General features: G+C 73.4%; 8 protein-coding genes. 2 read left to right on the top strand and 6 right to left on the bottom strand.

Translation table 11 applies throughout. The annotated features are described in order from the left end of the window. Nucleotides 1-209 precede the first annotated feature (209 nt). Genes ACP4J0_RS13585 through ACP4J0_RS13565 form a run of 5 tightly spaced genes read right to left on the bottom strand, consistent with a single transcriptional unit; the run spans nucleotide 210 to nucleotide 10,057 of the window. Nucleotides 210-2,168, bottom strand: coding sequence for a hypothetical protein (locus ACP4J0_RS13585; RefSeq protein ID WP_426598908.1), 1,959 nt, complete (start codon nucleotides 2,166-2,168; stop codon nucleotides 210-212). Continuing rightward, entirely contained in the window at nucleotides 2,165-3,325 is a 1,161-nt protein-coding gene (locus ACP4J0_RS13580; protein ID WP_426598907.1) for a VWA domain-containing protein, read from the bottom strand. The genes ACP4J0_RS13585 and ACP4J0_RS13580 overlap by 4 nt, the downstream gene beginning before the upstream one ends. Continuing rightward, complete coding sequence (locus tag ACP4J0_RS13575; protein ID WP_426598906.1) at nucleotides 3,322-5,655, bottom strand: DUF5682 family protein; 2,334 nt, start codon at nucleotides 5,653-5,655, stop codon at nucleotides 3,322-3,324. The genes ACP4J0_RS13580 and ACP4J0_RS13575 overlap by 4 nt, the downstream gene beginning before the upstream one ends. Beyond that, nucleotides 5,652-6,749: an AAA family ATPase gene (locus tag ACP4J0_RS13570; protein ID WP_426598905.1), complete on the bottom strand. Its 1,098-nt coding sequence runs from the start codon at nucleotides 6,747-6,749 to the stop codon at nucleotides 5,652-5,654. Before ACP4J0_RS13570 ends, ACP4J0_RS13575 begins: the two co-directional genes overlap by 4 nt. An 8-nt stretch (nucleotides 6,750-6,757) precedes the next feature. Further along, nucleotides 6,758-10,057, bottom strand: coding sequence for a DUF4132 domain-containing protein (locus ACP4J0_RS13565; RefSeq protein WP_426598904.1), 3,300 nt, complete (start codon nucleotides 10,055-10,057; stop codon nucleotides 6,758-6,760). A gap of 449 nt (nucleotides 10,058-10,506) precedes the next feature. Between ACP4J0_RS13565 and ACP4J0_RS13560 the strand changes: the two genes are divergently transcribed. After that, a complete protein-coding gene (locus tag ACP4J0_RS13560; protein ID WP_426598903.1) occupies nucleotides 10,507-11,019 on the top strand; it encodes a hypothetical protein in 513 nt (170 codons plus the stop codon). A 238-nt stretch (nucleotides 11,020-11,257) separates the two neighbouring features. Here ACP4J0_RS13560 and ACP4J0_RS13555 read toward each other — a convergent pair whose 3' ends face one another. After that, the gene (locus ACP4J0_RS13555) at nucleotides 11,258-11,680 is read right to left on the bottom strand and encodes a secondary thiamine-phosphate synthase enzyme YjbQ (protein WP_426598902.1); all 423 of its coding nucleotides are present in this window, start codon (nucleotides 11,678-11,680) and stop codon (nucleotides 11,258-11,260) included. A gap of 108 nt (nucleotides 11,681-11,788) precedes the next feature. Here ACP4J0_RS13555 and ACP4J0_RS13550 point away from each other — a divergent pair, with 108 nt between their 5' ends. Beyond that, a complete protein-coding gene (locus ACP4J0_RS13550) occupies nucleotides 11,789-12,868 on the top strand; it encodes an NAD(P)-binding domain-containing protein (protein WP_426598901.1) in 1,080 nt (359 codons plus the stop codon).

Below are 12,868 nucleotides of genomic sequence, written 5' to 3'. Positions count from 1 at the left end.
GCACGGCCGGCTCCGGCCGGGCCGTCGGCTTCTTCGCCTGCGAGACGGCTCGCACGGCCGTCCCGGGGCCAGGTCCGGCCCTCCCGCTCGGTACGGCCGGGCATCGCCGCCACAGTCTCCGCTGCCCCGGAGCTACCCCAGGGTCGAGGATGACGTGCACAAGGTGCTGGGGCTCAACGTGAACGCACCGGACCATCCGTCTTTCCCAGTCACGGCAATGTGTACGGGCCGGTCCGGTGGAGTTCCAGGGTTGTGGCGAGGCGGATGACGGCGGTGTGCCAGTGGGAAGTGGCGGGGGCCGGGCCGTGGGTGCGGAGGGTGGTCGTCACAGCGGAGACCTTGTCCGCGGTGGTGTGGAAGCCGGTTCGGTGCAGGAGGGCGGCTGCTGATGCGAGGGTGTCGTGGTCGGTGGCAGTCAGGTTCTTCAGGCCGTGGTGGGCGGCCTCGGCGAGGGCTGCGAGGGCCTGTTCCAGGGCGGTGGTGAGGGGGTCGTCCGGAAGGTGCGGGGCGACGGGGAGGGCGGTGTCGCCGTCGCCGGGGGCGAGGTCGGGGACGAGGACGCCGTGGGAGGTACGGACGGCGAGAGGGGCGACGAGGACCCTGCCCCGGTCATGGCGGAGGGAACCGCTGATCCGGTCGACGGTACCGGAGGCGAGGGCGTCGGCCAGGGCGTCCAGGGTGCCGGGGCAGTGGGGGTTGTGCGCGGTGCTCAGCAGGGCCTCGTTGCCGGCCGGGTCGTGGAGGACGGCTTCGAGGCGCTGTGCGGCCGGGTCGTACCGCACGGGTCCGGCCTCCGCGACGGCGAGGACGCGCATGGACTCGGCCTCCACCCGAGGGCGGACGAGGCGGGGAGGGAGGGCACCGGGGGCGGGGAACTGCGCGGCGAGGTCGGTGACCAGCAGCCCGGGCGGCAGGTCGTCCCAGGCGGTGCCGACGGGGGTGACGGAGGTGGTGGCGATCCGGCCGCGGGAGATCTCCACGGCGCGGCCGGCTGTGCGGGAGGTGGCCTCGCTGACCACGTTGGCGGCGGCAAGGGTGCGCAGGTTCGTACCGAGGATCCTGCGGGAGCCGAGGTCGTGGCCGGTGGGCGCCTGACCGTCGGGCAGCTCCCAGCGTTTGTGCAGAACGAGGACGATACCGGCATCGGGGTGGGCGAAGAAGACGTCGGCGGTGCGGTCGCGGGCGGAGCCGTCGACGTGGCAGCCGAGGGCGACGAGGCGGACGCGGCGCAAGGCCGTGCGGGCCGTCTCGGCAGTGCCGAGGACGGCTGCGGGGTCGGTGGGGGCGGCGCGGTGGCGGGCGTGGAGTTCGGCGAGGAGCAGGGCGTGGGTCTCGCGGTCGTGGCGGGCGCCGCGGACGGCGTGCTCGGCGAGTTGGTGGCGTATCCCCTCGAGGGCCGCGGCGGGCCAGTGGCGTCCGGCGGCCGTGAGGGCGGCGCCGGCTCGGCGGAGGGTTCCGTCCAGGACGGGGCCGGCCTGGGGGACGCCTTCGACGAGGAGTTCGTCGACGAGGTCCATGGCTGCGCGGTGGGCGCTGTCGCCGTTGTCCGGGGTTGTTTCCTTTCCTCCGACGGTGACTCGGTCGCTGCCCTCGGTGTCGGCGGCGCGGAAGGCCCAGACGGCAAGTACGACCGTCACACCGCGCAGCGGCTCGGCGGCGTCGGTGACGGCGAAGCCGGGGCGGTGGGGCACGGGGAAGCGGACGGTGCAGGCGGGGAGTTCGACGGCGGGAACCGGGTCGGCGGGGGTGGGGCGGTGGAGGACGGCCTGGTAGCCGCGGTCGCGGGTGCGCCGGGCCGCGGTGAGGGCGGGCCGGCCGAAGGCCTCGGCGAGGGCGGTGTCGTCGATGCTTCCGGGGGACCAGTCGGTGAAGGGCGGCGGGGTGTCCGCTGCGGTCGCGGTGCGCTGGTAGGCGAGGACGAGGCCGATGCGGTGGCGGCAGACTCCGTGGGCCTCGCAGCTGCAGCGGGCGTCCTGCAGCGTGGTGCCGGGCGGCAGTCGGGTCTCGGTGCCGTCGGGAAAGCAGCCGTGCACGGTGTGGTCGCCGGTGACGTCCAGGTCGGGGCCCGCTCCGGCGTCGAGGTCCTTGGCGGCGCGTTTGACCAGGCCGCGGTTGGCGAGGGCGGCGAGGGTATCGGGGGTGAGGGCGAGCAGGTCGGTGCGGGTCATGCCGTTCGTCCTCCGTGGGCCATTGTCTCGGCGACGAATTCGGCCAGGTGGCCGGGGGTCATGGCGCCGATGTGTGCGCCGGCCTCGGCGAGGCGGCCGGCCAGGTCGCGGTCGTAGGAGGGGGCGGCCTCCTCGTCGAGGGCGGCGAGGCCGAGGACGGTGACGCCCTGTCCGGTCAGGTCGCGGACGGTGCGGGTCAGACGGTGGGCGTCGCCGCCCTCGTAGAAGTCGGTGATCAGGGCGACGATCGTGCGGCGCGGGTTGTCGACGAGGCCGGCGGAGTAGTCGACGGCGCGGGCGATGTCGGTGCCACCGCCGAGCTGGACCTTCATCAGGAGTTCGACGGGGTCGGTGACGTCACAGGTGAGGTCGACGACCTGCGTGTCGAAAGCGACCAGGTGGGTGCGCAGTCCGGGCAGGCCCCACAGGCAGGCAGCGGTGACGGCGGAGTGGATCACGGATCCGGCCATGGAGCCGGACTGGTCGACGAGGAGGATCAGCTGCCACTGCTCGACGTGGCGGCGGGTGCGGGAGTGGAAGTGCGGCTGCTCGATGAGGATGCGGCGGTCCTCGGGCCGGTAGTGGGCGAGGTTGGCGCGGATGGTGGCCCTGAAGTCGAAGTTCCGGGCGAGGGGGGTCCGGCTGGGGCGGCGGGAGCGGGTTCCGGTGAGGGCGCGCCGGATCTCGGGCCTCAGCCGCTCGGTCAGGTCGCGCACGACGGCTTCGACGATGCGCCGGGCGGCGGCCAGGATCTGCGGGTTCATCAGGTGTTTGGTGCGCAGCACGGCCCGCAGCAGGCTGGTGCTGGGTTCCACGCGGAGGAGAACGTCGGGATCGGTGACGATCTCGTCGATGCCGTAGGTCTCCACGGCGTCGCGTTCGAGGCGTTCGACCGTCTCCCGGGGGAAGAGACGGTGGATGTCGTCGAGCCAGTCGACGACGGCGAGCGTGGAGGGGCCGTCGCCGCCCTCCCGGCCGTCGGCGGTGCCGCGGCGTTCACCACGGCGGGCGAGGTCGTCGTCGCGGCCGTAGAGCCACTGGAGGGCGGTGTCGCGGGCGGCGTCCGGGCCGTCGAGGCCGCCGGTGCGGCGTTCGGCGGGGGCGCCGAGGATCAGCCGCCAGCGTTCCAGTCCTGCGCGGGGGTCGTCGGGGGTCATCGGGGTGCTCCGAGGGCGTGCCGGTCGAGCAGGAGGTCGGTGTGTTCCTCGAGGGCCGCCGCGCGGGCGAGGAGCAGCGGGTCGGCGGTGGTGCGCAGCAGGGTGCGGGCGGAGCCGTGCAGGTTCCGGCGGTCGAGGAGGAGTTGGGCGACGCGTTCGCGTTCACGGGGCGGGAAGAAGGCGAAGGCCTGACGCAGGGCGGGCAGGGCGTGGAGGAAGACATCGTCGGTCATGGTGGTGACGACGCCGTCCAGGGTGTCGAGCAGGGACTGCTCCCCCTTCGGGGCGGGCCGCAGGACTTCTTCGCGGGCGAGGGCGAGTAGGCCGGCCAGCCAGTCGCCGAGGACGGAGGGGTCGGCCGCGACGGCGAACGCTTCGGCCTCGCCGGCGGGTTCGGCCAGGGCTCCGAGGGCGCGGCGCAGGCCGAGGGCGGCGCCGCGCAGGTCGGCGGGGGCGTGCCGGTCGCGGGCGATACGGGCGGCGGTCGCGGCGGCGGTTTCCGGGGTGAGAGCAAGGGCGGGCGCGGCGTGGAGGAGGGCGTCGCGGGCGGCGGCCAGGGCGCGCAGGCGGGGGACGTCGACGCCGGGCGGGCCGCCGTGGAGGCCCTCCACCAGGTGGAAGAGCCGGTCGACGGCGTGGTCGAGGACGGTGCCGAGCAGCGGGTCACGGGCGGTGCCGAAGACGCGGTCATGGCGCCAGAGGCCCAGGACCACCGCGAGGGCCCGCCCGAGAGGGCCGGGGTCGGCGGTGGTACGGATCCGGTGGGCGAGGCCGTCCAGGAGGTCGCGGGAGAGGGCTCCGGCTCCGCAGAGGACGGCGTCGAAGAGGAGGGCGGCGGTGGTCCCGGCGTCGGCGGCCGTACCGGTGTCACGGAGGCGGCGGGCGAGGAGGGCTGTGGCGGCCTCGTCGGGGCGGGCTCCGTAGGCGCCGGCCTCGGTCAGTGCGGCGTCGCGGCCGGTGCGGGGGCAGGGTTCCCAGGTTTCGTGGTCGCGGGGGTCGGCTCCGTGGTCGGGGCCGGTGAGGCGGGTGTGGCCGGGGATGCCGAGGATGCGCAGCTGGTGGAGGAAGCGGCTGCGTTCGAGCCCTCGGGGGTTGGTGAGGTCGAGGTCGAGGCTGCGGTCGCCGTCGAGGCCGAGGCGGATCTCCTCGGCGGTCACGTGGTGGACCAGGGGTGGCAGCGGGGTGTCGGGGTGGAGGCGGCCGGTGCGGTCGCCGGTGCAGGCGACGACCGTTTCGACGACGGCGGGGTGGGCGCCGGGCCTCAGGGGGCCGTCGGTGTTCCAGGGGAGCGGCTGGTCGAGGTCGTCGGTGATCAGTGCGGCGGCGAGGCCGTCCAGGACGTCGACGCGGGCGGGGCGGGAGTGTCCGCGGAGGGCGGCGAGGCCTTCGGTGAGGGTGTGGGCGGAGATCAGGGCGGCGGTGGAGGCGGGGAGGCCGCGGGCGCGGAGCCGTTCCACGACGGTGCGACGGAGGGTTTTCGCGGCCGCGTCGGGGCCTTCGTCCCACAGGTGCTGGTAGTAGCCGGGGGACGGCATGCCGGACTGGTAGCCGGCGAAGGCGTCCATCTGGCGGAAGGAGTAGGGCACCAGGAAGCTGCCGCCCGCGGCCCCGTCGGGTGGGACGGGCACCGGGGGCCATGCGGTGGGTTCCGCGCCCGCGGACGTGCCGGGGGCGGCGGTGAGGGCGCGCAGGGCGGGCTGATGGAAGCCGCCGGTCACCACCAGGACCGGCCGGCTGCCGGCGTGTGCGACTGCGGCACGGACCCAGGAGGCCATGTACTGCTCGCGGGCGCGGTCTCCGTCATCGGCCTCGGTGTCGCCGCGCACCAGGGCGAAGTAGGCGTCCAGGCGGTCCTGCAGGCCGTCCGGATCGGCGATCTCGAAGACGCGGTCCCACAGGGCGTCCACGGTGTCGACCCGGTAACGGGCGCGGAGCCGTTCGGTGGCGCGGCTGTAGCGGGCCTCGGCGTCGGCGTAGCGGTTGGCCGCGCCGTCGGGGCGGTCGGTGAAGGCGCGGTGCCAGGCGGGCAGGTCGATGAACCGGACCTCGGCGCCCGCGGTACGGCCCTCGGTGAGTGCCACCCATTCCGGCGAGTACGCGCACAGCGGAGCCCAGGAGGTGGCGACCCGTTCGGTGCCGCGGTAGTGGCTGAAGACGGCGATGGGCAGTTCGTGTCCGAGGAGCAGTTCGCCGATCCGGTCGTTCATGTCGGCGGGGCCCTCGACCAGGACGTATGCCGGGCGCAGTTCGCGGATCGTGCGGCGGACGAGGCCGGCGCAGGCCGGTGAGTGGTGGCGCACCCCCAGGAAGGTGACGCGGGCATCGCTCACCGTTGGTCCAGCAGGTGCCGGGCCTCGTGGAGGGCCTGCCACTGGGGGCCTCGGCGCAGGCGGGCCTGCTGTTCGAGGAAGCGGCGCAGGAGGGCGAGGTCCTCGGGGCTGTCCTTGGCGGCGGTGCCGGCGAGACAGGAGACGATGTCGGCGGCGTTGCCGGCCTCGCCGCGCAGGAACCAGCCGCGCAGGCCGACGGCGTGGGCCGTGGAGACGGCTTCGGCGGTGCTCATCACCGCGGAGGGCCGGTCGCCCTGGCCGGGTGCGCCGCGCAGTTCGCGGAAGGTACCGACCAGTACCTCGAGGACGTCCGGGTCGGGTGCCCGCTCGACTCCGGACTCGCGGAGCAGGGCGGTGGACTCGGCTTCGACGAGGGCGAGTTCGGTGTCGAGGTCGGGTATCGGGAAGACCGTCTCGAAGTTGAAACGGCGTTTGAGGGCGGCGCTCATCTCATTGACGCCACGGTCGCGGGTGTTGGCGGTGGCGATGACGTTGAAGCCCTGGCGGGCGAAGACCATGCCGTCGTCGCCGTCGAGTTCGGGTACGGCGACGACGCGTTCGGAGAGCAGGGAGAGCAGGCAGTCCTGGACCTCGAGGGGGCAGCGGGTGATCTCCTCGAAGCGGACGATGCGTCCCTCGGCCATGCCGCGGAGCATGGGGGCGGGAACGAGGGAGCGGCGGGAGGGGCCTTCGGAGACCAGCAGGGCATAGTTCCAGGAGTACTTGATCTGGTCCTCGGTGGTGGCCGCGCCGCCCTGCACAGTGAGCGTGGAGGTGCCGCTGACTGCTGCCGCGATGAGCTCGGAGAGCAACGACTTGGCAGTGCCGGGTTCGCCGACGAGCATCAGACCCCGGTTGGTGGCCAGGGTCACCAGGGCCCGTTCGACGAGCGAGGGGCTGCCGACGAACTTGCGGCTGATGCCGGCGTCGGGGTCTCCGACCACGAAGCGGAGGGCGGCACGGAGGCTGAGCTGCCAGCCGGGCGGCCGCGGGTCGGTGTCCCCCGCACGCAGCTCGGCGAGTTCGTCGGCGTGGCGCACTTCTGCGGGCGGGCGCTGCAGGCGGGGCGGGTGCGGGTCGCTCACTGTGGTCATGGCGGGGCTCACTTGGCGGTGATGTCGGTCAGGTCGGCGAGGATCTCGGAGGCGATGACGGGGTCGATCTCTCCGAGGCGGTGCGGGTACGTGTGGCTGCGCCAGTAGTCACCGGGGGCGGTGTCGATCCATATGGTCTCCAGGGTCTGGTCGGGAAACTCGGCGACCATGCCGACGGCGATGCCGTCGTCGAGGGCGATGACGAGGTGGCGGTCGCGGGCGATCGGGCGGGAGAACCAGCGTTCCACGCCGTTGTCCTCGGGTGTGCCGCGTTCCCAGCCGCGCTTGGTGAGGCCGAGGAGTTTGCCGACGGGGACGGTGGCGCCCTCGAAGCGGGTCAGCCGGTGGCCGGTGGCCTCCGCGTCGGTGAAGGCGTGCACGGGGCGCCCGAGCTGCGGGAAGGGCTGGAGGATCTCGTAGTCGGCGAAGAGGTCGGCCCAGGCCTCGGTTTCGTCTCCCAGATGGAGGGGGTGGGCGAGGCGCACGGTGGCGTCGGTGGGGAGGGTCCATGCGTCGTCGTGGACGTCGGCGAGGGTGAGGTCCTCGGCGACACGGAACGCGGTCACCATGCCGTCGCCGTCGCCGAGCCAGACCAGGCGGCGCACCAAGTGGCGCAGAAGGGGGTGTTCGACGAGCAGCTCGCGGAACTCGGCGGCGGTCCAGGAGCGGCCGGTGACCATGGCGGCCTCCAGGCGGCGCAGCTGGTCGGAGGCGATGGTTCGGACCTCCTTCTTCAGGGCGGCGAACCGCTTGCGCTCGGCGGGGGCGAGTTCCGGGTCGTCCTTGACGCCCGGGGCCGGCAGGGCCTTGCGGAGCTTGCCGGTCTCGTCGCGGACACAGGGGCGGAGCTGTTCGTCGAAGGTGACGGTGAAGCGGCGCGGGCCGTAGTCGATGACGGTGCTGCCGTCGCCGGCGAGGCCGAGGTCGGGGACCAGCCGGTCGGCGAGCTGGTCGGTGGTGAGGCCGAGTCCTTCGGCGACCTCGTCGATCTTCTCCCGGGCTCGCTTCTTGAGGGCCTTGAACGGCACCCGCTGGGAGATGCCGTGCAGATGGCGCAGGGCGGTGTCGGTGCCGATCGCGGCGAGGACGGTGAGGCCCTCGACGGCCCGGTGGTGGGCGTTCTCGCCGGGCCAGGCACGCACGAGGGGGGTGAGACGGCGGACGGTCTCGTCGTCGCCGAGGAGGCCGAGGGCGTGGAGGGCCCAGCTGTCCTTGGCCGGCATGCCGTGGAACCGCCACGTCTCGAAGAGGGCCCAGGCGAACTCGGCGAGGGAGCCGGTGTCGCAGTGCTCGGTGACGGTGGCGAGGCCGGGGTAGACGTCGCCGGGCTTGGAGATCTGCAGCATGGTCGTCACGTGGCGGACGGCGTCGGCGGGCAGGGCGCCGCGGCCGCCGGTGAGCCGGATCTGCGGGAACAGGGCGGGGTCGGCCCAGGTGCAGGGGGACGGCATCCTCGCCGGGAGGGCGGCCTCCAGCGGATCGCCGGCGAGGAGGTCGGCGACGATCTCCTCGGCCTCGGCGCCGCAGCCGGCGGCGATCTCCCGCACGGCCTCGGCGCCCACCTCTGCGGCGAGTTGCCGCAGGGCGTGTTCGGCGTGGGTGCGGGGCGTGCCCGCCGGGCCGACGGCGTCGGGAACGAGGAAGGCGGCCGCGGCCCGGCCGTGGCGGCGGAGCCAGGCGAGGACCGTGGGCCTCAGCGACTGGCGGCGCACCAGCCACTCGGCCATCTGCCGGGCCACCTCGACGCTGCGGTAGGGCAGCAGCAGGCCGCAGGCGGTGGCCGGGTAGCGGGCGGCGAGCCGGCTCAGCATCGGCAGGGCGTGCAGGCCGTGGCGGGCGGCGACGGGCCTGAGGTGGCTCTCGGTGTCCCAGACGTGCTCGGGGGCGAAGGCGTCGAGCAGTGGGCGTACGACGTCCTCGGGGCCGGTGACGAAGAGGCGGGCGGCGTGGATGTTGCCCCGCCACGTCCCCTGCTGCATCTGCCGGATCTCGCGGGACCAGTCGTACTCGCGCCACCAGGGGGTTTCGGCGATGACGGTGGCCGCCCAGGCCTCCTGCTCCCCGGGCTTGAAGGCCACCTCGGCCTGCGGTGCCCCGGGGACGTCGCGGGCCACGCGGGCCTTGCGGCTGGTGCGCTTCCGGGTCCACGGCGGGGCGACCAGCAGGGCGGGGAGCGCCTCCGCAGGCGCTTCCGCGTCCCGTTCGCCCCGCTTCAGCAGCGGGGCGACGACGGCTGCGGACGCCTCGGGCAGGGCGGGCAACGTCTCCTTCGTGAGCTCCGGGTGGGTCACCACGTGCAGGGGCAGCAGCATCCGGGAGAGGGACGCCTGTTCGCTGTCGCCCGCCGCGGCGGCGGAGAGCAGCCGCAGGGCCCGACGAGGGTAGCGGTTCATGGCGTCGAGCAGGGCGGGGCGGACATTGCGGTCGCCGCCGTTCTTCAGCAGCAGGCGGAAGGCGTCGTCGGTGGGCAGTTCGGCGGCCCAGCCCGCGACGTCCCGGTGCCCGTTGGATCCGTAGGCTCCGTCGAACGCGTCCTCCAGCAGGGACCCGACGTCGGGACCGAGCCGGTTCGCGAGGGTGGCGAGCAGTTGGAGGTTCCAGCCGTTCCAGCCGAGTCGTGCTCCTTCGCCGATGCGGGCGATCTGCTCCGGCCGGTACAGCGAGAGAAGGAGCATGCGCCGCAGGACGGAGTCGTTCGGTATCGGGCCGTCGCAGCACTCGTCGACCCAGGCATGCTCCTCGGGTACCAGGTAGGAGACCACGATGCGGCGCTCGGCGCTGTCCCGGAGGCCGGCGAGGGCCTCGACGGCCCGCTGTCGGGTCTCCTCGTCGACCGCCGCGAGCAGGTCCCGGATACGGGCGGCGGTCTCCCGCACGTAGTAGGTCTGGTATCCGGCCTCTCTGCGCAGCGCCGCGTCGTACCGTCGGGAACCCGCCTGCATGTAATGGGGGTTGACGCATCCCAGCTCCACGACGGCACGGGCGGCGAACGGCAGGCCGTGTTCGGTCACGCAGGCGTCGACGAGCACGTCCACCATCGCGTAGTGCCAGCCAACGGCGATCTCCACGGCGGCTCCGAGCGGAGAGGGACTGCCCTCCCGGTGGGCCCGGCCCTCCTTCACCAGCTCCGGGTCGCTGCCGGAGGAGGAGAACATCTCCTCGAACCAGGCCGCCTCCTGCGCGTAGCGGCGAGCGGCCTTCTCCACCGCGTCCTCGGCCGGCTTCGCGGCGGCCCGGAGCACGGGCAGGGCCCGCAGCCAGGCGGCGGGCATCTCGAACCGGTCCTCGTCGGCGATTTCCTGGTGCATGGCGCTGTTCCTCCCCGTCACCCGTTGAACGGGGACCTCATGAGCAGTTACCGATCACGTTAGACCGCGGCACTGACAACGGTCGGGCCCGTGCACGCCCGGGCGGCGGCACATCCGCATCGCAGGGTCGCCTGCCTCACGATCAACTTCCTTGCGCTGCTGGCGATTTCGGCCTGCATCAGGTGTACGCGGCGCTGTCTTCCCGCAGATCGCCTCCCGCACCGATCGCCGCACCGGCGAGGTGCTGTGCGACTGGCAGACCAACGGGGCTCCGGCATGGCTGTACAAGGCAGGTCCACGGGCCGACGAGCGACTGCCATTGCCCCACGCAGACCTCGGCTCGACGACGCTCCGGCCGCCGCTGTGGAGGAAGCCGGCCCATACGAACGGAGACGGGAGAGCTCGACACCTCCCAGCGGAGGACGCCCCTCACGGCATGCCGGGGAGTGATGTGTGCAGGTCACCACGACGGCGGCACGGACGACGGACAGCGGCAGGACCTGGACCCGGACAGCCGCGCTGATCGTCCCCTGCATCGCTCTCTTCGGCGCCTACCTGACGTACCCCTCGGTCAGCGGGCCGTACGCAGGGAAAGCCGCGCCAAGACCTTCGCCGAAGCACTGACCACGGTCGAGGAGTACCTGGAGATGCCGTACCGCACACGGCGCCGGCCCCAGTCATCCCCCGCCGTGCGACAGCAGCTCACCGACGAGGTCAGCGACCTGCTCGCACGGATGGCACTTCGCCAAGCCTGGCTGCAGATCGAGGCATCAGCCGTCGCGGGCCCCTGCTCGGCTCTCGTAGCGACGGCCCGAGCGGATGCCGGCGCGCGGATGAGCCTCGCCTGGCAGCAACCCCCGATCACCACCTACAGCGGGATGAACCTCGGCGTGCCGTATCCCCGGGACCGATCAATCGCGGCTCGAGCCAATTGCATCGCAGTGATGCGCCGGCACCTCTGACGCCGACCACGCTCGTGACGTCAGCTCCCCGGCGACCGGTGATGCCCGTCGGTCTCCACCAGACACGAGCAGACCGCGCGGTGGGGCGAAGGCCAGTCCTCGCGCACGGTGGAGCTCCGGTCCGACTGTGGCGATGCCCTGACGGGAGGAACCGCCGGACGGAGCGGCTATGACCGCTCCGAAGGGCGCCTCGTTCGTGCGGCCGGATGCCACTCCTACAGTGACGTCAGACGCGGCACTATCCGAGGAACGACAACCTCACCTGACGGTTGTGATTCGAGACGTTCGTGTCCACCAGGCACACCGACTGCCAGGTGCCGAGTTCCAGGCGTCCGCCGATCACCGGCAGCGTGGCGTGCGGCGGTACCAAGGCGGGCAGGACGTGGTCGCGGCCGTGGCCGGGGCTGCCGTGGCGGTGCTGCCAGCGGTCGTCGGCGGGGAGCAGGGTGTGCAGGGCGGCCAGCAGGTCGTCGTCGCTGCCGGCGCCGGTCTCGATGACCGCGATGCCGGCGGTGGCGTGCGGGACGAAGACGTTGAGGAGACCGTCGCGGCCGGCCGCCGCATCGCGCAGGAAGGACTCGCAGTCACCGGTGATGTCGGCGACCCGCTCCGACGAGCCGGTGACGAGGTTCAGGACTCGGGTGGTGAAGGCATCTGGCATGCCCCCATCCTGACGTACGCGGCGAGCCGGACGGGGGAGCGTCGGGCCCGTGATCGTCCTGGGGCGGACCGGGGGAAGACCGGGACGCGCGAATCCGTTGGTAGAAATGTGAACAACACACAGGAGGTCGAGGTCGTCGTCATCGGTGCCGGTCAGGCGGGGCTCGCCGCGGCCCATCACCTGCGGCGCGCCGGGTTCGAGCCCGAGCGGGACTTCGTGGTGCTCGACCACTCGCCCCGGGCCGGCGGCGCCTGGCAGTTCCGCTGGCCGTCGCTTACGTACGGCAAGGTGCACGGCATGCACTCCCTGCCGGGTATGGAGCTGACCGGCGCGGATCCGGCGCGGCCGTCCGCCGAGGTCGTCGGCGAGTACTTCGCGGCGTACGAGCGGACCTTCGATCTGCGGGTGCGGCGGCCCGTCGACGTGCGGGCGGTGCGCGAGGGGACGGGCGGGCGGCTGCTCGTCGAGACGTCGGCCGGCCTCTGGACGGCGCGGGCGCTGATCAACGCGACCGGCACCTGGGACCGGCCCTTCTGGCCGCGCTTTCCGGGGCAGGAGACCTTCCGGGGGCGGCAGTTGCACACCGCGCAGTACGCCGGCCCCGAGGAGTTCGCCGGGCAGCGCGTGGTCGTGGTGGGCGGGGGCGCCTCCGGGACGCAGCATCTGCTGGAGATCGCCCCGTACGCGGCGGCCACCACATGGGTGACCAGGCGGCCCCCCGTCTTCCGTGAGGGGCCCTTCGACGAGGACGCGGGCCGGGCCGCGGTGGCGCTCGTCGAGGAACGGGTGCGGCAGGGCCTGCCGCCGAAGAGCGTGGTGTCGGTGACCGGACTGCCGCTGAACGACGCGATCCGGGCGGGTCTGGAGTCGGGGGTGCTGGACCGGCGGCCCATGTTCGACCGGATCACGGCCGAGGGGGTCGAGTGGAGCGACGGACGGCGGGCGGCCGCCGACGTCATCCTGTGGGCGACCGGGTTCCGGGCCGCGATCGGCCATCTGAGGCCGCTGCGGCTGCGGGAGGCGGGGGGCGGGATCCGTGTCGAGGGGACGCGTGCCGTCGCCGACCCTCGGATCCATCTCGTCGGCTACGGGCCGTCGGCCAGCACCGTGGGCGCCAACCGGGCCGGACGCGCGGCCGTACGGGACATCAGGCGACTGCTGGCCGAACAGGAACCGGTCGCCACGTGA

The sequence above is a fragment of the Streptomyces sp. WG7 genome, from assembly GCF_049975785.1.
Lineage (GTDB): Bacteria > Actinomycetota > Actinomycetes > Streptomycetales > Streptomycetaceae > Streptomyces.
Note: the sequence above shows the minus strand (reverse complement) of the source record. Positions and strands in the feature narration are given on the sequence as shown.

Excerpts from the sequence above, each read along its gene's own strand:
- ACP4J0_RS13580 (WP_426598907.1), bottom strand. The coding sequence starts at position 3,325 with ATGACCCCCGACGACCCCCGCGCAGGACTGGAACGCTGGCGGCTGATC.
- ACP4J0_RS13565 (WP_426598904.1), bottom strand. The coding sequence starts at position 10,057 with ATGCACCAGGAAATCGCCGACGAGGACCGGTTCGAGATGCCCGCCGCC.
- ACP4J0_RS13555 (WP_426598902.1), bottom strand. The coding sequence starts at position 11,680 with ATGCCAGATGCCTTCACCACCCGAGTCCTGAACCTCGTCACCGGCTCG.
- ACP4J0_RS13570 (WP_426598905.1), bottom strand. The coding sequence starts at position 6,749 with ATGACCACAGTGAGCGACCCGCACCCGCCCCGCCTGCAGCGCCCGCCC.
- ACP4J0_RS13560 (WP_426598903.1), top strand. The coding sequence starts at position 10,507 with ATGTGTGCAGGTCACCACGACGGCGGCACGGACGACGGACAGCGGCAG.
- ACP4J0_RS13585 (WP_426598908.1), bottom strand. The coding sequence starts at position 2,168 with ATGACCCGCACCGACCTGCTCGCCCTCACCCCCGATACCCTCGCCGCC.